19 protein-coding genes, 2 pseudogenes and 1 riboswitch are annotated in these 18,750 nt (G+C 70.3%); of the genes and pseudogenes, 5 read left to right on the plus strand and 16 right to left on the minus strand.

Translation table 11 applies throughout. The features are described from left to right. Window positions 1-128: 128 nt before the first annotated feature. Entirely contained in the window at window positions 129-1,793 is a 1,665-nt protein-coding gene (locus RI578_RS07275) for a (2,3-dihydroxybenzoyl)adenylate synthase (RefSeq protein ID WP_310870316.1), read from the plus strand. 72 nt (window positions 1,794-1,865) lie between these two features. On the opposite strand, the gene RI578_RS07280 is transcribed toward RI578_RS07275, so the two are convergent. The 5 genes from RI578_RS07280 to RI578_RS07300 all read right to left on the minus strand — a co-directional run bounded on the left by RI578_RS07280 (window position 1,866) and on the right by RI578_RS07300 (window position 7,245). Next, window positions 1,866-3,449 (minus strand): ATP-binding cassette domain-containing protein, encoded by a 1,584-nt coding sequence (locus tag RI578_RS07280; protein WP_310870317.1) that lies wholly within the window; start codon window positions 3,447-3,449, stop codon window positions 1,866-1,868. Then, window positions 3,446-4,306, minus strand: coding sequence for an ABC transporter permease subunit (locus tag RI578_RS07285; RefSeq protein WP_310870318.1), 861 nt, complete (start codon window positions 4,304-4,306; stop codon window positions 3,446-3,448). Before RI578_RS07285 ends, RI578_RS07280 begins: the two co-directional genes overlap by 4 nt. After that, entirely contained in the window at window positions 4,303-5,253 is a 951-nt protein-coding gene (locus tag RI578_RS07290; protein WP_310870319.1) for an ABC transporter permease, read from the minus strand. The genes RI578_RS07285 and RI578_RS07290 overlap by 4 nt, the downstream gene beginning before the upstream one ends. After that, a complete protein-coding gene (locus RI578_RS07295) occupies window positions 5,250-6,836 on the minus strand; it encodes an ABC transporter substrate-binding protein (protein ID WP_310870320.1) in 1,587 nt (528 codons plus the stop codon). The genes RI578_RS07290 and RI578_RS07295 overlap by 4 nt, the downstream gene beginning before the upstream one ends. Window positions 6,837-7,023: 187 nt before the next feature. Then, window positions 7,024-7,245 (minus strand): ferredoxin, encoded by a 222-nt coding sequence (locus RI578_RS07300; protein WP_310870321.1) that lies wholly within the window; start codon window positions 7,243-7,245, stop codon window positions 7,024-7,026. Window positions 7,246-7,379: 134 nt separating this feature from the next. Here RI578_RS07300 and RI578_RS07305 point away from each other — a divergent pair, with 134 nt between their 5' ends. Next, entirely contained in the window at window positions 7,380-7,868 is a 489-nt protein-coding gene (locus RI578_RS07305) for a Fur family transcriptional regulator (RefSeq protein ID WP_310870322.1), read from the plus strand. Window positions 7,869-8,056: 188 nt separating this feature from the next. Here the strand turns inward: RI578_RS07305 and aztD are convergent, their stop codons facing one another. The 4 genes from aztD to aztB all read right to left on the minus strand — a co-directional run bounded on the left by aztD (window position 8,057) and on the right by aztB (window position 12,457). Beyond that, window positions 8,057-9,259 carry a zinc metallochaperone AztD gene (gene aztD, locus RI578_RS07310; protein WP_310870323.1) on the minus strand — a complete coding sequence of 401 codons (1,203 nt, stop codon included), beginning with the start codon at window positions 9,257-9,259 and terminating at the stop codon, window positions 8,057-8,059. 90 nt (window positions 9,260-9,349) lie between these two features. Beyond that, complete coding sequence (gene aztC, locus RI578_RS07315; RefSeq protein ID WP_310870324.1) at window positions 9,350-10,312, minus strand: zinc ABC transporter substrate-binding protein AztC; 963 nt, start codon at window positions 10,310-10,312, stop codon at window positions 9,350-9,352. After that, window positions 10,309-11,550 carry a hypothetical protein gene (locus tag RI578_RS07320; protein ID WP_310870325.1) on the minus strand — a complete coding sequence of 414 codons (1,242 nt, stop codon included), beginning with the start codon at window positions 11,548-11,550 and terminating at the stop codon, window positions 10,309-10,311. The genes aztC and RI578_RS07320 overlap by 4 nt, the downstream gene beginning before the upstream one ends. A gap of 10 nt (window positions 11,551-11,560) precedes the next feature. Beyond that, complete coding sequence (gene aztB / locus RI578_RS07325; RefSeq protein WP_310870326.1) at window positions 11,561-12,457, minus strand: zinc ABC transporter permease AztB; 897 nt, start codon at window positions 12,455-12,457, stop codon at window positions 11,561-11,563. A gap of 23 nt (window positions 12,458-12,480) precedes the next feature. Here aztB and aztA point away from each other — a divergent pair, with 23 nt between their 5' ends. From aztA to RI578_RS07340, 3 genes and pseudogenes are all read left to right on the plus strand, one after another. Then, on the plus strand, window positions 12,481-13,215 hold the full coding sequence (gene aztA, locus RI578_RS07330) for a zinc ABC transporter ATP-binding protein AztA (protein WP_310870327.1): 735 nt from the start codon (window positions 12,481-12,483) through the stop codon (window positions 13,213-13,215). Between the two features lie 93 nt (window positions 13,216-13,308). After that, window positions 13,309-14,328, plus strand: a pseudogene (locus tag RI578_RS07335) (permease). A 17-nt stretch (window positions 14,329-14,345) separates the two neighbouring features. Beyond that, the gene (locus tag RI578_RS07340) at window positions 14,346-14,933 is read left to right on the plus strand and encodes a hypothetical protein (protein WP_310870328.1); all 588 of its coding nucleotides are present in this window, start codon (window positions 14,346-14,348) and stop codon (window positions 14,931-14,933) included. On the opposite strand, the gene RI578_RS07345 is transcribed toward RI578_RS07340, so the two are convergent. The 7 genes and pseudogenes from RI578_RS07345 to RI578_RS07375 all read right to left on the minus strand — a co-directional run bounded on the left by RI578_RS07345 (window position 14,883) and on the right by RI578_RS07375 (window position 18,489). Continuing rightward, complete coding sequence (locus tag RI578_RS07345; RefSeq protein ID WP_310870329.1) at window positions 14,883-15,593, minus strand: AIPR family protein; 711 nt, start codon at window positions 15,591-15,593, stop codon at window positions 14,883-14,885. The genes RI578_RS07340 and RI578_RS07345 overlap by 51 nt on opposite strands. Before the next feature lie 137 nt (window positions 15,594-15,730). Beyond that, window positions 15,731-16,237 carry a hypothetical protein gene (locus tag RI578_RS07350; protein WP_310870330.1) on the minus strand — a complete coding sequence of 169 codons (507 nt, stop codon included), beginning with the start codon at window positions 16,235-16,237 and terminating at the stop codon, window positions 15,731-15,733. A gap of 535 nt (window positions 16,238-16,772) precedes the next feature. After that, the gene (locus tag RI578_RS07355; RefSeq protein WP_010059700.1) at window positions 16,773-16,928 is read right to left on the minus strand and encodes a hypothetical protein; all 156 of its coding nucleotides are present in this window, start codon (window positions 16,926-16,928) and stop codon (window positions 16,773-16,775) included. Window positions 16,929-17,098: 170 nt separating this feature from the next. Next, complete coding sequence (locus RI578_RS07360) at window positions 17,099-17,296, minus strand: hypothetical protein (RefSeq protein ID WP_310875993.1); 198 nt, start codon at window positions 17,294-17,296, stop codon at window positions 17,099-17,101. An 86-nt stretch (window positions 17,297-17,382) separates the two neighbouring features. After that, window positions 17,383-17,550: pseudogene (locus RI578_RS07365) on the minus strand (tartrate dehydrogenase); the annotation flags it as partial. Then, entirely contained in the window at window positions 17,547-18,035 is a 489-nt protein-coding gene (locus tag RI578_RS07370) for a GNAT family N-acetyltransferase (protein ID WP_310870331.1), read from the minus strand. The pseudogene RI578_RS07365 and the gene RI578_RS07370, both read right to left, overlap by 4 nt. Window positions 18,036-18,093: 58 nt before the next feature. Beyond that, the gene (locus tag RI578_RS07375) at window positions 18,094-18,489 is read right to left on the minus strand and encodes a (2Fe-2S) ferredoxin domain-containing protein (protein WP_310875692.1); all 396 of its coding nucleotides are present in this window, start codon (window positions 18,487-18,489) and stop codon (window positions 18,094-18,096) included. Window positions 18,490-18,560: 71 nt separating this feature from the next. After that, window positions 18,561-18,686: riboswitch (cobalamin riboswitch) on the minus strand. Window positions 18,687-18,750 lie beyond the last annotated feature (64 nt).

Genomic DNA, 18,750 nt, shown 5'->3' on the forward strand with positions numbered 1-18,750 from the left:
GAACTCTCGCCCGCCAGGCCGAACACCACTCTAGATTGAAATGATTATCATTTCTATGCTTCACATCGTAGTCACACCACGGGCCGCGGCACCAGGGCCCGATACCGACGGAGAGAGGGCAGAACCACATGAGCGAGAAGCAGAGTGGCTGGTCGGGGGCGGAAGCAGCGCGCTACCGGGCCATCGGCCACTGGCAGGGGTTCACCTTCGGTGCCCGCCTGCGTCAGGCGAGCACCGACCATGGGGGCCGTGTCGCCTTGGTCGACGGGGACCGGCGGTGGACCTATACGGATCTGGACATCGAGGCCGACCGCGTCGCCCACGGACTGCGCGCGCTCGGGATCGAGCGGGGTGACCGCGTCGTCGTCCAGCTCCCCAACTGCGCCGAGTTCGTACTCGTCTGGTTCGGACTGCAGCGCCTCGGGGCGGTCCCGGTGCACGCCATGCCCGGCCACCGGCGCCGGGAAGTCGGTCATCTGGTGCGCGTGTCGGGTGCGGTGGCCTGTGTGGTGCCCGACCTGCACGCCAGGTTCGACCACCGGGAGTTGATGCGCGAGACAAGGGCGGAGCAGGGGCCGGGCGGCTCGCTCCGGACAGTCGTCGTGGTTGGCGATTCCGGTTCGGAGAGCGGCTTCGTCCCGTTCGAGACACTGCGGGCGACCCCGCTCCCCCTGCCCGGTCGTACCGCGCCGGACGCCCTTCCGGCGCCGGTATCCGAAGACGGCGGAGCGGGCCCCGCCGACGTCGCCCTTCTGCTGCTGTCCGGCGGCACCACCGGCCTGCCCAAGCTCATTCCGCGGACGCACGACGACTACGCCTACAACGCCCGCGCCTGTGCCGAGGTCTGCGCCCTCGACGAACGGACCGTCTACCTGGCGGTGCTGCCGGTCGGGTTCAACTTCACCTTCGCCTGCCCCGGTGTGCTGGGCACCCTCATGGCCGGGGGGACCGTCGTGCTCGCTCCGGATCCCAGCCCGCAGACGGCGTTCGCGCTCGTCGAGCGGGAGGGCGTGACCGTGACCTCGCTGACCCCGCCGCTCGCCACCCACTGGGTGGACGAGGCCGCCTCCGGTTCGTGGGACCTCAACAGCCTTTCGGTGGTGCAGGTCGGCGGGGCGCGGCTGCCGGAGGAGCACGCCCGCAAGCTCGGTCCGGCGCTCGGGGCGACCGTGCAGCAGGTCTTCGGCATGGCGGAGGGACTGATCAACCTCACACGCCTCGACGACCCCGAGGACCTCGTCTGCGCCACCCAGGGCCGTCCCGTCTCCCCCGACGATGAGATCCTGGTGGTGGACGCCGACGGCAGGCCCGTGCCGGACGGGGCGGCGGGCGAACTGCTCACCCGGGGCCCGTACACGCTGCGCGGCTACTACCGCGCCGAGGATCACAACCGCACGGCGTTCACCCCGGACGGCTACTACAGGACCGGCGACGTGGTGCGTCGGCTGCCGACCGGACACCTCGTAGTAGTCGGCCGGATCAAGGACCAGATCAACCGAGGCGGCGAGAAAATCGCTGCCGTCGAGGTGGAGGAGCAGTTGCTCACGCATCCGGCGATCACGGCCGCGGCGTTGGTTGGAGTGCCGGACGAGCGCTGGGGCGAGCGGACCGTCGCCTTCGTGGTGTGCGACGGCGAGGCCCCCGGCGCGCGGGAGGTGGCCGCCCACTTGAGGGAGCGCGGGCTGGCCGGATACAAGACCCCGGACGAGGTCGTCCAGGTGGCCGGCCTCCCGCTGACCGCAGTCGGAAAGGTCGACAAGGCCGCGCTGGCGCAGACACTGCTCCGGCCGTAAGGCGTGTCGCGAGGGAGCGCCCACTAGGCGGGGCGCTCCTCCCGACGACCGTAAGACGCCCCTCATTCTCGGCTACTCCGGCACGACGAGGGCGGGACCGTCCTCGCGGGCGAGCAGTCCTAGGGTGACGGGGTGCTCGGGGTCCACCAGCACGCGGTCAGCAGGACCGGCTTCGACGACCCGGCCCGCGTCCAGGACGACTACCTGCTCCGCGCGGGTGGCGACGGCTGTCAGGTCGTGCGTCACCATGACGACTGTCAGGCCCAGTGTGCGCCGCAGCGAGTCCAGCAGGTCCAGGACCTTGCCCGCGGTCTCCGGATCGAGCGCCGAGGTGATCTCGTCACAGACGAGAGCACGCGGCTCGGCGGCCAGCGTCCTGGCCAGCGCGACGCGTTGCCGCTGCCCGCCGGACAACTCCCCGGGCCGCCGTGCCAGTACGTCGGCTCGCAACCCGACCAGTCTCAGCAGCCGTACGGCCTCTTCGGACGCCTCCCGGGCCGACCGGCTCCGCAACCCCCTGAGTGGGCGCGTGAGCGCGTCGGCCACAGACTCGCGCGGATTGAGAGCCCCACGGGAGTCCTGCGCGACGAGCTGCACCGCAGCCCCGCGTCGGCGCGGCGCGCTTCCCTCACGCCACTCGACGCTCCCCCGTACCGGCGGGTGCAGTCCCACGAGACATCGGGCGAGGGTGGTCTTCCCCGATCCGGACGCACCCACGATGGCGGTGCAGGAACCCGCCGGAACGGTGAGGGAGACATCGTGCAGCACGGAGACCCGCCCGTGGACGGCGTGCAGACCCCGTACGGAAAGCCCGCCTGAGGCGGCGAGGTCCGCGGCGGTGTCGCGGGGGGCCTCGGAGCGGCGGGTGGTGACCTTGGGGGTTCTGGAGAGCTGGACGGCCGACGCCGCCCCGGGCTTCCGGCGCGCGATGATCCGGCCCTGTTCCAGACGGATCAGGTCGTCCGCCACGGACGCGATCCACGCCGGGTCATGGCTGACCAGCAATGCGGCGCGGTCCCCCTCGGAGAGAGCCTCGGCCAGCAGACCGCGCATGCCGTCCGCCAGGACCGGGTCCAGGCCGCTGGTGGGCTCGTCGAGGACCAGCAGGCTGGGCCGGCCTGCCAGCGCCAGGGCGAGGGCGACCCGCTGGGCCTGTCCCCCGGACAGTTGCCGGGGCAGCCGTCGCCGGAACGCTCGGTCGGCCGGCAGTCGCACGGACGACAGCAACTCCCCGACCCTCGCGGAGACGTCGGCTCTCCCCGTCACGGACGAGCGCAGCCGCACCGCCTCGGCGACCTGCGTGCCGATCCGAAGCGCGGGGTTGAGTGACGAGGCCGGGTCCTGCCCGAGGAACGACACCACCCGGCCGCGCAGCCGGCGGGCATCCGCCCGGTCGAAGGGATCGAGGCCGGCCACCCGGACGGTTCCGCCGCGGATCTGCAGGCCAGGGCGGACATGGCCGAGCAGACTGTGCGCCAGGGTGCTCTTGCCCGATCCCGACCTGCCGACGATCCCCAGCACCTGCCCGTGCGACACCGAGAAGCCGACGTCGTGCACGACGGGCGGCCCACCGGCCGTGGGGCCCAGCGTCAGGGCGTTGGTCTCCGCGAGCCGACCGGCGCCGGGGAGGGAAGCGGTGGCACGGCGGCCGGTCATGCGGCTCCCCTCCCCACGGTGTCGGCCAGCCGCCCGGCCAGCAGGCCGACACAGACGGACAGCAGCACCAGCAGCAGCGCCGGGGTGAGGAACGGCATGGCGGCCAGCGTCGCACCCGGTACGTTCTCACTCACCATGCGCCCCCAGTCCGGCGTCGCCCCGCCCGGTCCAAGGCCGAGGAACCCCGCGGTGGCGGTGAGGTGGAGGGAAGCGACCAAGCGCAGGGCGGTGTCCATCAGCGCCGGTCCGGCGATGTTGGGCAGCACGTCGTGGCGCAGTACGGCCCGCCGCGTGTCGCCCCGGGACAGGGCGGCCTCGACGTACCCGCTGCTGAGTACCGTGTCCGCCGCGGCGTGCAGCACGCGGGTCGAGAACGGGGCGGTGGCGAGGGCGACGGCGGCCACCAGGGCCGTAGCGCTGCCGGGGAACCCCGCGGCGAGGACGAGGACGACCAAGAGAGCGGGGAGGACGGCCAGGGCGTCGACGCAGCGGAGCAGCAGGTCGCCCAGCCGGCGGGAGACCATGGCCGCCAGAACGCCGGCGGCCAGCCCGATGGCTCCGGCCGCGGCCGTGCCCGCCAGCGCGGTGAGCACGATGGTGCGGCCGCCGCTGAGGACCCGGCTCAGTACGTCCCGGCCCAGCACGTCGGTGCCGAGGAGGAACTGACCGTCGGGGTGCTGGAAGGGTGCGGCGAGCTGCGCGGTGGGACTGTGCGGAGCGGCCAGCGGGCCCAGCAGGGCGAGCAGGAGGACGAGCAGGGTGCCCGTCCCGGTGAGCAGTGGTGGCCGGCGGCGGTGGAGGGTGCCCGTCCGGGCGGTGCGTGCCCGCCTCCCCGATGGTGTGAGGACGGTCGTCATCGGCCATGTCCTTCCCGCGCGCCCAGCAGGCGGGCGCAGATGTCACCCGTTAGCAGCACCGCGAGCATCACCCCGGCGAGTACCGTGGCGATGCCCTGCACCATGGGTATGTCCCGTGCCGCGACGGCCAGTTGCAGTTCCCTACCGATGCCCGGGTAGTCGAAGACGTTCTCCACCACCACCGCCGAGCCGACCAGCGCCCCTGTGGTGAGAGTGAGCGCGTGGACGGCGGGAGCCGCTGCGTTGGGCAGGATGTGGCGGACAGCGAGCCGTACTCCGCGTACTCCGTTGAGCCGTGCGGCTTCGCAGTAGGGTGTGGCCGCCGCGTCCGCGACGGAAACCCGCAGAAGCCTGGTGGCCACCGCGAACCCGACGGCGCTGAGCGTCAGTACGGGCAGGATCAGCGCCTGCGGCACATCGAGGGGCGTACCTCCCAGGGGGATGACGGAGACACGCGGCAGGAGCTCCAGCCACACCGCCAGTACCGCGACGAGCAGCGCGGCGATGACGAACTCCGGTACCGCGGCAAGGACCTGGGCGGCCGTGGAGACGAAGCGGTCGGCACCGCCCCCGCGCAGTCCGGTCCACAGGCCCAGGAGCGCGGCCAATGGCGCGGTGACCGCGAGCGTCAGCCCGGCGAGGAGCAGGCTGTTGGGCAGGCGAGTGGCGAGGACGTCGGTGACCGGCCGCTCCCCCACGAAGCCACGGCCCAGATCCCCCCGGACCGCGCCTGCCACCCAGTCCGCGTACCGTTCGGCGGCCGGCCGGTCCAGCCCTAGTTCGGCGCGGACCTCGGCGCGCTGCGCATCGGAGGCGTCCATCCCGGCGACCGCGCTGACCGCGTCGCCCGGAAGGACCGCCGTGGCCGCGAAGATGGCGGCCGACAGCACGACGAGCAGGACGGCCGCCCCCACGAGGCGACGGCCGACGAACGCGATCAGGCTCACGCCAGCGACGCCTGCGAGAAGCCGGGGAACTGCTCGAAGAGATCGTCACGTATCCCGCGGACCCCCTTGGCCTGGGCGTTCAGGTTCGGCTTGAAGACCGGCAGCACCTGGTTGCCCTCCTCCCAGCGCGTGCGCTGCGCCTGCGTTCCCAACTTCCTGGCCTCGGCCTGGTCGCTCTCGGCGCGGGCCTTCGCCACGAGGGTGTCGGTCGCGGACTCCTTCCAGCCGAACGCCGACGGCGATCCACCCGCCGTGCTCATCTGGTAGATCGAGAGTGCGGGGATGGGCATCTGGTACGAGCCCGCCAGCGGCAGCGCCGCGTAGGCGGGGAAGTCGGCGTAAAGCTGTCCCGCCGGCAGTTCACGCACAGACGCCCGGACACCGACCTTCTTCAGGTCCTCGACGAAGAGGGTGGCCATCTCGACCATGCCCGGCGTCTCCGGCCCGGTCGTCAGCGCGACCTTCATCCCCTCGGCTCCGGCCTCCTTGAGCAACGCCCGAGCCCGCTCGGGGTCGTGGGCGCGCTGGGGCAGGCCCTCCGCGTAGTCGGGGAAACCGATGGAGGGCAGGTCGTTGCCGACTTCGGCGTTGCCGTAGAACACCGTATCCACCATGGCCTGCCGGTCGACCGCGAGCTTGAACGCCTCGCGCACCCTGGGATCGTCGAAGGGCTTGACCTTCATGTTCATCTGGAAGGACAGGCCGATCAGGTACGGGCTCCTCGTGGGAACGAGTTCGACGTTCCCGTTGTCCCCGAGTGTGCGCGCGGTGACGGGTGAGAGGTCGTGTGCGAAGTCGATCTCACCGCCGGTGAGCGCTCCGGCCCTGGCGGTCGAGTCAGCGATCGACCGCAGCTCCAGTCCGTCCAGGTGGGGTACGTGGCCGTAGTGGTCGTCGTAGCGCTCGAACGCCGCACCCTGGCCGGCCGTGAACTCGGTCAGCCGGAAGGGTCCGCAGCTGGGCATGCCCTTGCGGAAGTTCTTAGTGCCGTCCTTGACCACCGGGAAGTTGCCCTGGCAGAGGATCAGGCGACCGTCGGCGATGGGCCGCAGGGTGGGCAGTACGACCTTCAGGTCACCGTCGGCCTTGGCGTGCGCGAGGTCGAAGTTGGCGGCGGCGAGCCGGTACACGGGCAGTTTGCTGTTGGCCGCGAGGGCGCTGAGGGAGTGCAGGACGTCGGCAGCGGTCAGCTCGGAGCCGTCGGTGAAGCGGACGCCGGGCCGCACGTGCAGGGTGTAGGCCGACAGATCGTCGGCGATGTCGATGCCCTTGAGCACGCCATAGCGCACCCCGTCGGGCCCACTGGGGTCCAGGTTGCCCAGCGTGCCGTGCCAGGCCCGGGCCCGCACCAGGTCCAGCGCGGACGGGCCGTTGAACAAATCGAGCGTCTCGGAGGCGCCGCCTCCGACGAAGGCGGCCCGCAGCGTGCCGCCCGAGCGGGGCGACGAACCCGGTCCGGACTTGCGGTCGGACGCGGGCTCGTCGGTGGAGCACGCCGCCAGCAGGCCGGGGCCCACCGCCATAGCCGCGGCGCCCGCAGCACCACGGCGGAGGAAGGCGCGGCGATCGGTCTGTCTGGACATGCTTCTCCTTGACGTTCTGCTGAGCTGATCAAGAAGCCGTGGCACATACACGGCGTGTGAAGTAGGGCCCAACGGGAGCCGGTGACCGGCAGGTCAGCGGCGCTCGGCGGCAAGACGTACCGCTTCCGTCACGTCTGGGCGCCTGGAGCGTCCCGCAGCGCTCGTGGACTACCGCGATGCTCGCGGACTACCGCAAGGCCAGGGCCCCAGACGGGCAGGCCCACACGGCTTCACGCACCGCGTCCGACTGGGACGCGGGAGGCTCCCCGTCCAGGACCAGCACGAGCCCTTCCTCTTCGTCCTGGTCGAAGACGCTCGGCGCGGCGAGCACACACTGCCCCGCCCCCACACACCGATCCCGCTCGACACTGATATTCCGGGCTTCGGACGCCCGGCCTGCGACGGTCATGAGGGCCCCTCCCCTGCCGCCGTCCACGCGGCCATCTGTTCGACAGTCAGACAGTAGTCGATAATGACTTCCATATTCAACTAGCGCCGCCAAAGCCCCAACCGTCCTTTGAATCTCTTATGGAAATGATTACCATGTGCGTCATCACTTTGGAGGTGGGCAGCCTGCGCGAAACATCCGCAACACAGCTGCCGGCCCCGTTGCGCCCGACACGCCAACGGACGGCCGTGATGACCGCACTGCACCAGCGAGCCGGCTTCACCTCCGCGCAGGAGTTGCATGAAGCACTGGAAGCCGACGGCATCACCATTGGTCTGACCACGGTGTACCGGACTCTCCACGCCTTGGAACGGTCTGGACAGCTCGACGTCGTACGGGAGAAGAGCGGGGAGCGGCTGTACCGGCCCCGGCCCGCCGACGGGCACCGCCACTATCTCGTCTGCCGTGACTGCGGCCTGAGCACGGAGGTCGAGGCCGGCGTGGTCGAGCGCTGGGCGGAGAGCGTCGCCGAAGGCATGGGCTTCAGCGAGGTCGAGCACACAGTGGAACTGACCGGTGTCTGCGACAGGTGCGGCTTCACTCGGATCACTCCGGGCCCGGGCTCCGCGGAGCAGCGTGCTTGAACAGCGTCCAGCTCCCGACGGACGGACGCTCAGAAGGAACGACGGAGGTCTGGCGGCCTCACCGACCGGCGCGAGGAGCCTACCGGTCCTTGTGAGTGGTCGCGGGTGCGGCTGATGCGGGCAGTACAGAGCGCCCGCCGGCCCAGGGCCGGCGGGCGCTGCTCAGGGAGCGCTGGGAGCGGGTCCGGTCAGTGACCGGCCACCGTCCCGGACAGCTCGTTGGTTGCCTTCGGCAGCGTCACGGACGTCATCTTGTCGCCGGAGTCCAGGTCGAAGGCGTGCAGTTGGCGCTTGCCCGGTTCTGAGACGTACGCCGTGTGGTCGCGGACGAAGAGGGTGGGCCTGGGCTGCTGCCAGTCCAGAGGCTCGGTCCAGTCGCCGACCGCGTCGATCTTCTTCTTGACCTTGCCGGTCTCGGGGTCGATGACGTGGAGTACGCCGTTGGTGCCGAGCACGAGTGCTTCGCCGTGCGGGCCGCGGGCGAGGGAGCGGAAGGAGTAGCTGGTGCCGAGGTCGACGAGCTTCATCTTCGCGGTGCGGGTGTCGATCAGCGATATGCGGGTGGGCCGTTCCAGTTCCGCGTCGGGGTCGGTCTTGTAGTCGCCCAGGAGGATCGGGGAGGCGTCGCTGCCGGCCTGGTTGCCGGTGCGGGCGTAGTCGTCGGGGGCGTCGACCTTGGTGAACTTGCCGTCCTTGTAGAGGAGTACGCCGTCCTCGCAGCCGAGTCCGACGATGTCGCCCTGGGCGGCGGCCTCGCCGTGCACGCCGGGGCAGTTCTCGGCGCGGGCGATCTCCTTGTTGTCCTTGTCGAGGACGAGGGCGCCGGTGCGCTTCTCCTCGGTGCCCAGCGTGGTGACGAGTTCGCCGCCCGCCAGTTCGATGGCGACGCCGTGGTGGGGTTTGGCGGAGGTGTAGTTGCGGCCCTCCGGCTGCTTCCCGCCGGCCAGGTCGGCGGGGTCGAAGACGTTCACCTCGCCCGTGCCGTCGGTGAACAGCACCGTCTTGCCGCCGTGCCGCACCACATGCCCCGGCTTCACGCCCTTGAACTCGGCGTCCGTGAACGTCTGTCGGGCGGCGTCGAACACGCGGAAGCCGCTGTCGGTGGAGACGATGACGTGGTCCTCGTCGCCGGCCGGGTTGACCCGGTTGAAGCCGGGCAGCTCGACGGTCTTCGCCAGCTTCAGGGTCTCGCCGTCGAGGACGTACAGCCCTCCGTCGTAGGAGGCGACGACCGGGTTCTTGACGGCAGCGGCCTCGCTGCCCTTCGTCTGCTTCTTCGGCTCGGCGTCGGAGGAGGCGTCGTCGCTGCCGCCGCAGGCGGTCAGCGCCATGGCCGCCGCCAGGGCGAGTGCCGTGCCGGTGAGCGTTCTGGCGCGTGTCGACCTGTTCATGGTGTGTCTGTCCTCTCCGGCCCTCAGGGCGCGGGTTTGTGGGGTGGAACGGCCGGCGTGTTCGGTTCGCCGGGCCGCGGGGAAGCGCGTTCAGTCGCCGGTGAGGCCGTCGGCCATGGCCGAGGTGTTGGCGCGCATCATTTCCAGGTAGGTGCCGGCGCCCTTGCCCTTCTCGGTCAGCGACTCGGAGTACAGCGAGACCACGTCCACGTCACCGCCCATCTCCTGACGCAGCACCTCGGCGAGCCGGGTGGGCTGGGAGGAGTCGGCGAAGACGGTGCGCACCCCGGCCTCCTCCATGGCCTCGGTGAGGGAGCGCAGGTCGGAGGAGCTGGGTGAGGCGAGGGTGGTGCCGCTGGGGATGACGGCGCCGATCACGCGGAAGTCGAAACGGTCGGCGAGGTAGCCGAAGACGTGGTGGTTGGTCACCAGGGCACGCCGGTCCTCGGGGACGGCGTCGAAGGACTTCTCCATCCAGGTGGTGAGGTCGGCGAGTTGTCCGTCGTAGCGTGCCGCGTTGGCCCGGACGGCCTTCTCGTTGACGCCGTCCACATGCTCGACGACCTGGTCGGCGATCAGGCCGGCGGCCTTGCGCACCCGGTCGGGGTCGGTCCAGAAGTGCGGGTCGGGTTCGCCGGCCTCCTCCTCGGGGCCGCCCTCCTGCCCGGTGTGGAAGGTGAGCGGGTCGGCCGCCTCGCCTGCCGCGAAGGTGGCCACACCGGACTCGCGGGCCGCTTCCACGTGCCGCAGTACGTTCTCCTCGAGGCCGAGCCCGTTGTAGACGACCAGGTCCGCGTTCTCCAGTTCCGCGGCCTGCACGGCCGACAGGCCGAAGGAGTGCGGGTCGGCGTTGGGCTTCATCAGGACGCTGACGTCCGCCTCGCCCCCGACGATCTCCCGGGTGATGTCGCCGAGGATGTTGGTGGTCACCACGACCCGGGGCCGTTCGTCGCCACCGCCCGCGCAGCCGGTCGCCGTACCGGCGAGGACGAAGAAGCTGACCACGGTCAGCAGCAGGGCACGGACCCGTGCCGCACCCACGCGCACGCTCATCGGCCCGTCTCCACCATCAGGGACGGACGGACGTCCAGATCGAACGTGCGGGCCACTCGGAGGTTGTCGTTGTAGTCGATCTCGTACACGCGCTTGCCCTCGGGGTCGTTGAGGTAGGCGCGGCTGCGGTCCACCTCGATCACCGGAGTCGCGGTCCCGGGGCCGGGCCCGGTTTCGGGGAGGTCCTTCAGCAGGGGATCGGTGACCGCGGTCTCCTTGCCGGCGGATATGTCGTAGCCGTGCAGGGCTCCGTCGGTCTCCAGGACCAGCAGGGGTGCGCCTTCGCCGGCCGTGTTGGCGGCGACCACGGGGCCGGTCTCCACCCGGGTCCAGGCGCCCTTGGTGACGTCCAGGACCCAGACGGCTTCCTTGCCCGCGGGTGCCGTGAGGGTGCTGCTGCCGGGTCGGTGCCGGAACTCGGTGGCGCGCTCGTGCCGCGGCGTGTCCTCGCCGTAAGGGATCTTCTCGGCGGTGAAGGCGCCGTCGTCCTCGTGGACGAGCAGGGCGCCGTCGGCGCAGCCGAGGACGAGCCCGCGCCGGGTGACCGCGTCACCCCGCGGGTCCTCGCACTCCTCCTCCGGGGTGGCGACCCGTTTGCCGGACCGGTCGAGCACGGCGACCCTCGCGGGGTCACCGCCTTCGCCGGTGAGGGTGATCAGGTGTTCCGCGTACGGCACGACGGCGCCGGCGTAGGTGCCCGGGAGCCGGGTGGGGGTGCCGAGGGCGCCCTTCTCCAGCTCCGCGCGCGGGTACGCGCTCGCCTTCCCGTCAGCTGACGTGACCACGGTGACGCCCGCGTCACTGCGGACGCGCGTGCCAGCACCGCCCGGGAACTCGCCGACCTCCTTGATCTTCGCGCGGTAGTAGTGCACGTGATCACCGTGGTCGACCATCCACGCGCCGCTGTCGAGGACTTGGGTGCCGTCCGCACCATGGAAGTAGCCGAAGCGGCCGTCCGTGGTGAGTGCGGCGACACCGGGCATGCGGGCGGTGTCGTGCACCTTGCCGGTGATCAGGTCCAGCACCCGGGTGTCGCCGCTGCCGGTGTCGCCGAGCAGGAGCCGGGACTGCTGCTCGGCCGCCTCGGCGGCGCCCTCGACGTAGCCGTGGGGGGTGCTCGACGAAGTGGGGCTCGCGGAGCCGGAGTCGGCTTCCTCATGACCGCCGCATCCGGTGGTCACGAGAAGCACGGCCGCCAGCGCGGGCGCCAGTGATGTGACGTTTCTTCGGACGAACAAGGAGATCGCCTCAGGTTTCGTTCGGTCGGGACAGGGAGGTGCTCGGAGCCGAGGCGACCGCCGGAGCCGGGAGGCCGGCCCGGCGCGCACGGCGGCGGTGCCGCAGTCCGGACGCCAGGTGGGAGAAGAAGAACAGGCCGACCGCGAGGGCCGAGACGGTCGCGCCGGCCGCGGTGCTCAGATGCCAGGACAGGAGCAGGCCGCCGAAGGTGGCGGCGGCACCGAGGACCGCGGCCAGGACCATGACGCCGCTCACGCTGCGCGCCCAGGGCAGGGCCGCCGCGGGCGGGGCGATGAGCAGGCCCAGGACGAGCAGCGTGCCCACGATGTGGAAGGAGGCGACGATGGCCAGCGCCAGCAGTCCCAGCAGCACGGCGTGGGCGAGCCGGGGACGCAGCCCGAGGGTGCGGGCCTTGCGCTCGTCGAACGCCAGGGCCAGGAAGGCACGGTGACCGAGCACCGAGACGGCCAGCGCCAACAGCAGGGCCGCCCCGAGGAGCGTCAGGTCGCTCTCCCGCACGGCGAGGACGTCACCGAAGAGGAACCCGGTGAGGTCCACCGCGAAGGACTGCGAACGGGACACGATGATGACGCCGAGCGAGAGCATGCCGACGAACAGCAGGCCGATGCCGGTGTCCTGGGACAGCCTCGGAGTGCGTCCGAGCGCCGTGACGCCCGCCGTCATGACGGCCGCGCTCACCACCGCCCCCACCAGCAGGTTGCCCCCGAGCAGCGAGGCGACCGCGACGCCGGGCAGCAGCCCGTGGGACATGGCGTCGCCGAGGAAGGCCATCCCTCGCAGCACCACCCACGTACCCGCGAGGGCGCAGATCGCCGAAACCAGGATCCCGGCCCACAGGGCCCGCTGCACAAAGGCCACCTCGAAAGGGGCCGTCAACCACTCCATACGAGGAGCCTACAATGACAACCATGTTCAAAAACACCCCGCTGCCACCACCGGACGGCGCAGCCAGGAACGAGCGCGTCCGGTTCCATGAGCTGAACGCCGGCTACCCCGGCCGCCCCGTTCTCCGCCAACTCAGCGCGCAAATAACGGCTTTGACCATGACCGCACTCGTGGGGCCGAACGGAAGCGGCAAGTCCACATTGCTGGGCGTCCTGGCCGGCGTGATCACTGCCACATCCGGACAGCTCCGGTACGCGGAGGGCTCGCCACCGGCTTTCGTCCCGCAGCGCGGCGCCGTCGGCGACACACTCCCCCTCACCGCGCGGCAGACCGTGGAGATGGGCCGCTGGGGCGAGCGTGGACTGTGGCGGCGGCCGACCCGGCAGGACCGGGCCGTGGTCGACTCCGCCATGGAACGCCTGGGCGTCGCCGACCTCCGCGCCCGCCAGCTCGGCGAGCTGTCGGGCGGCCAGCGCCAACGCGTCCTGATCGCCCAGGGCCTCGCCCAGCAGTCCGACCTGCTGCTCCTGGACGAGCCGACCACCGGCCTCGACCCTGAAGCCCGGGAACGCATCACGGCCCTGCTGACCGACCTGGTGGCCGACGGCACGACCGTCGTCCAGGCCACGCACGATCTCGAGGCCGCTCGCTCGGCCGACGCCTGTCTGCTCCTCAGCGACGGACGGCTGGTCGGACACGGCCCGCCCGAGCAGGTACTCACCCCTCAGGCACTGACCCGGATCTGGCAGCCGGCGTGAAGCACAGGACCGGACGCGGGGCGCTCAGCGTGGTCTCACTAAGGTGGGCGGGCAACTACCGCGCGGTAGTTGCCGAACGGTGAAGCGAGTGACGTGAGCGATCAGAAGTACGCCGGAGAGCGGGGCGGGCCGGCCGACGCCATACGCCTGGCCGTGCGGGCGGCGGTGAACGTCCTGCTCGGCGGGTTCGCGCTCCTCACGATCGTCACGGTCGCCAGCGTGCTTGGCCCGACACTCGCCCTCGATCTCTACACGCCTCCCGTCGCGGCCTGGTGGACGGTGTTCACCGCCGTCGTCGTCCAGGGGGTGCCGTTCCTCCTGCTCGGTGCGCTGGTCTCCGCGGCCGTCGGCACGTTGGTTCCCGAACGGGTCTTCGCCCGGTTGCTTCCGCGCAGTCCCGCTCTCCCGGTACCCGTGGCGGGTGCGGCCGGAGTGGTGCTGCCCGGGTGCGAGTGCGCGTCCGTGCCGGTGGCCGGCAGTCTCATGCGGCGCGGGGTGGCCCCGGCGGCCGCCCTCGCCTTCCTGTTGTCCGCGCCCGCGGTCAACCCCGTGGTGCTCGTCGCCACGTCCCTCGCCTTCCCCGGTGAACCGATGATGGTGGTGGCCCGGTTCGCCGCCCCGGCACCGCCGTGACCATGGGCTGGCTGTGGGCATGCTTCGGCCGCCCGGAGTGGCTGAGGCTGCCGACGAGGCCCACCACGGAGGCCGCGGGCTCACGCGCGGGCGCCTTCGCGTCCGGGCTGCAGCACGACTTCCTGCACGCAGAGGGCTTTCTGGTGGTCGGGGCGGCCGCGGCGGCTACTTTCAACAGCGCCGTGCCGCGGTCGCTGCTCGACCTCTTCACGGCATCCGCCTGGGTGTCGGTGCTGCTCCTGGCGGTGCTCGCGGTGGTGCTGTGGTGTGCAGCGTGGCGGACGCCTTCGTGGCTGCGTCGCTGAGCGGGTTCGGACCGGTGGCCCAGTTGGCGTTCATGGTGGTCGGGCCGATGGTCGGTCTGAAGCTCTTCGCCTCCAGGCGGGCACGTTCGGGCGGGGCTGCGCCCTCCGATTCTCGTCCGTCACCTGGGCGACCGCGGTGGCCGGCAGCGTCCTGGTGGGGTGGTGGCTGCTGTGAGGAAGTACGGTTCCGCCGTGCTGTTGCTGCTCGTCGGCGCCGCGGTGCTGCGCGTCTCGCTCTTCAGCGACCTCTACCTCCGCTACGTACCGGACGGACTGCGGCCGTACCTGATCGCCTCCGGTGCGCTGCTGGCGCTTCTCGGTCTGGTGCGGGGCGCGCTGACGGCCCGAGCGGCACGGGAGGGCGCCGACGAGGCCGACGGGCGCGGTCAGCATGATCACGCTTACGCCCATACCGGCGCTCCTCGTGTCTCCTGGCTGCTCGCCCTGCCCGCCGTCGCCCTGCTCTGCTTCCCTCCTCCTGCGCTGGGTTTCTACAGCGCGGCACGGGAAGAAGCCGGGCGTGCCGAGAAGTTCGTCGGCACGTTCCCCGCACTGCCTGCCCGTGACCCGGTGGGTCTGAGCCTGGCCGAGTTCGGTTCCCGGGCCGCGTACGACAGCGGCTTCTCGCTGCGAGACCGCACGGTGCGGCTCACCGGTTTCGTCACCCGTGATGACGACGGCACCTGGGACGTGACCCGGTTGCGTGCTGCGCGGCCGACGCGACGGCGGTCAAGGCGGAGGTCCGTGGCGTGCGTGCACCGGAGACCGACACGTGGGTGACGGTGACCGGCACCTGGTACCCCAGGTGGTGAAGTCGGGGGTACGGGCGATCCGGTCCACGCCGCCGGCCTTGTTGCGGCGCAGAACGCTTTTGAAGCTCTGCTCCAGAGTGCCTGTCATGCGGAACATCAAGTCATCGCTGAGGTGCCCAGGGTCGATGTTGAGCAGGTCTCGCGGCGTAGGCTGCCGCAGCCGAGTGAGTGTGTAGGCGGACATGGCTGCCAGCGGGTGGAGCCAGTTCCCCAGCGAGTCACCCAGCAAGGGCCGGTCTTCGGCATAGCGGGCGAGGAACGCGCGCAGCCTGGTGTGTGCGCCGGCGGGCAGCTGGGTCTGGCTGTTGGTCGCTCGGATGATGCGGTCGCGAGCCGTGCCGGATTCAGGCGCGACAACGATCTTGACGAGGAGGGACCGGTCGCGGTGCTGACCACCGTTCTGAATGTAGCTGTATATCTCGTGGCTGGTCTGGAGCCCGTTGACGATCTGAGGCTCTTTGACCACGATCCTCTTGCCGGCGATCTGGGCAGCGTCCGCGACGACGGTGACACCGTTGTTGAACCACCAGAAGTCCTCGCCGGTCCCGGACTTCAGGGTTTCGCCGATGGCGTTGTTCACGGCCGTAGACCCCGCGTAGTCGCGCACGTTGGACTCGAACAGCTCCAAGCGCAACGCTTCGTTATCGGACGTGATGAAGCGGTAGTGAGCTGTGCGACAGCTTTGGCTCCGCGGGCAGTCCGCTCGCGCAGGTCAGCGGCGCTGAGGTATTCAAGGTCGGCCCGGGTGTCGGAAGTGATCTTCGCCTACTTGTTCGCGTAGATGACCTTGATGCGAACTTGCGGGAAGGACGATGCCAGTTCTTCGAGGATATGCAGGAAGCGACGCGTGCGTTCGAGCAGCTTGGCGTTGGTGTGGGCGACCAGGTATTCCTCGTCCCGACCCATGTCCAGCAGAGCGGGCAGATGAAAGTGCAGTTTCTCGATCACCGACTCCTGGTATCCCGAGGAGTTCTTCGCCTGCAAGACGACCAGCTCGATCTTGCCGGCACGCGACGGGAGAAACTGATGTGCATCAGCGGTGATGTAGCGCTCGTCCACGAACGTCCAGATGCCGTCGATGCCGCAACCATGCGCGCCGTCGACGATGCCGTCCGTGATCTCGTCGTTGTCCAGGTCCCAGTCCTGCAGAGCCTTGTCCGCGGCGAAGAACGTGAAGAAGTCATCCCGGTTCCTGTCCGGCGCCAGCTTGCGATGCTGGTCCTCCAGGATACGTTCCAACAACCGCTGATCCTTGCTTTGCACCGACACCACGCATGGCCCCCCCGACCGGCCGGGACACCGAGGCGTGAACTTTGCAGTGGCAGACAGTGTGCCCCGAAGCCGATTGCGCACAGTTCCCGGGCCGCACGCTGTGGCTCGACCCTGGAGGCTTGCTGTCACCGCGTCCCCGCCTCCGTACTCGGAGAGGAGGACCCCCAAGTGAAAGGACGCCCAAGACAGACGCAGAAACCCACCCCACTCAAGAGCCCTGCCGGACCGCACCTGCGGAGCTTCTCGTCGAACGCCGCTATCACAAGCCGATCACCAACTGAGTCGACGCCTTCAGATCAAACGCTCTGAGCTGGCCTTACACGGTCACCCTGGACTGACCTGGACGCCTGTAGACGGTCTTACAACCTGTGCCATGTGGTATCCAGTGAGGGACCGAGGCTATAACGAGAGGGTGCGGGACACCGGTCTGACCAGGTGATCTCACGCCAGGTCTTGCCCTCCTGGGCAAACCCGTCGCCAACGAGGCAGGACCGGACAGTCACTCGTCGCAGCGAGTCGGTGAGGCGCCTTGACCTCAGAAGAAGTGCTTGCGTCCACCGACCGCGCGACCGGTCGCACCCAGGATCCACAGGATGGCGCCGACCAGAATGAGGATGCCACCGATCGTCGTCAGCAGACCCATGCCTACAAGCAGGCCGATGATCAGCAGAATGAGCCCAAGAATGATCATTTTAAAATCCCATCGTCGATTCCGACTCAGGCGCGTGTGCGTATACGCCTCACAGGGCCTCAGTTCGCCCCTTGGTTGGTAGGTCCCGACCAGCTACGAATGCCAGGACCTCGGTGCGATAGCCCTTGTGCCCGGCGACACGGCGTTCACGCACCCCCTCGAAACTTCGTTCAATGGCCTTTGAACACACAGCCGTACCGGGCCCCCGCTGAGCGGGAGGCCCGGTGCGGTCGGGCCGCTTGGTCGGGCGGGCCGAAACGGTCGAGCATCAGGGCGGCGCTGCCGAGGTCGGAGAGGATATCGGCGTTGAGGTTGGAGGCGACGACGACCGACCAGTCCTCGGGGTGCAGGACGAACTTGGCGGACATGGCGTCGACCAGGACGCTCTCGGTCCGACGTCGGGGTAGTCGGCTGCGACGCGCTTGAAGACGTCGTCCCACAGCACCATGCCGTACTGCTGGGCGTTGCTCTTGGTGACGGAGGAGACCTTGCGGCGGGTGCGGGTGCGCGCGAGGTCGAAGGCGAAGCGGATGACGCGTTCGCAGCCGACCTCGGTGAACAGGGCGGACTGGACGGCTAATCGATGGCCCGTACAGGCGGAACCTATGAGACACCGCGTCATTCCGAAGCGATGCGAAACTCGAATTCGGGGCGGTCCCACGGCACGGCGGGCGGGTTGGCGAGCGCGGTTCCGGTCCGCGTCGCGCCTACGCGGTGGTAGAAGTCCTCGGCGGGAGGATGCGACACGACCTTGACACGGTCGAGCCCGGCGGCACGGGCCTCGGACCGCATGTGCGCGACGAGCAGCCGTCCGATACCCCGTCCTTGCGCTTCGTCGGCGACGAACAGCAGGTCGAGCTCCGGTGGGGCGAGGACGAGCGAGTAGAACCCGAGAACCGGGCCTCCAGGCTCGTCGGCGCCGACGGCCACGAAGACGCGGTGGGCCTCGATGTAGTCGGGCCCGACCCGGTAGCCCGCGACCGCGGCTGCGTACTTACCGGCGTAGGCGCCCGAGCCACGCACGAGCCGCGTGAGGCGTTTGGCATCCCGCGCGACGGCCCTCCGAATCTTGATCGGCCGGCTGATCGGGGACGTGCGTGAACTCATCGGGAGAGTATTTCGCACAGGGGCGTGCCGTTGGTCCGCACGCTTGGTGGACGCGGGGTCAGCGGGTCGCGCGGCGCCCGGGCGGAGTGAAGGCGTAGAGGTCCAGGATGTCCGGCCGGGGCGCCACGCCGGGGCCACCGGCGCGGACCCACGCGGCGATGTCCTCGGTGGCGTCCGGATCGTTGACCAGTCCGAGCCAGACCGGCCGGGCACCGGCGGCGCGGCCTTCCGCGGAGGGTTGTACGACGATGACGTTGGCCTGGTCGCAGACGTCGAGGCAGTCGGAAACACGCACCGGTGCCGCGGCGCGCAGGCGTTCGGTCTGGGCCGTGTGGTCGACGCCGGTCACTTTGGGGCTGCCGCAGCAGCAGTCGCGGCACACGACGATGCGGCACGGCACCGGGCCGGTGGCCGTTGCGGCCCTCGCGTCGTCTGTCGTTCGTCCGGTCGGCATTGCGGGCATGCGGTGCCGTCCCTCTCTCCGGGGAGATCCGCCCCGGTGGTTCGTCGAGGAGGCGACCGCGTGAGTCTCTGGCTCTCAGGTCGATGCTCGTACCCGGCGTTCCCGCCCGTTGCCGGGCAGGGCCTGTCGGGAACTCGCTCGCCGATCACAGTGGCGGGACCGCACCGGATTTCCACCGGCTTCCTCGTCCGCCGTCGCCTTGTCGCCGGCCATCATCCCATGTCGCGAACCGCCTCGCCCGCCCCGTTCAAG

Source organism: Streptomyces sp. BB1-1-1 (genome assembly GCF_031597775.1).
GTDB classification, from domain to species: domain Bacteria; phylum Actinomycetota; class Actinomycetes; order Streptomycetales; family Streptomycetaceae; genus Streptomyces; species Streptomyces thinghirensis.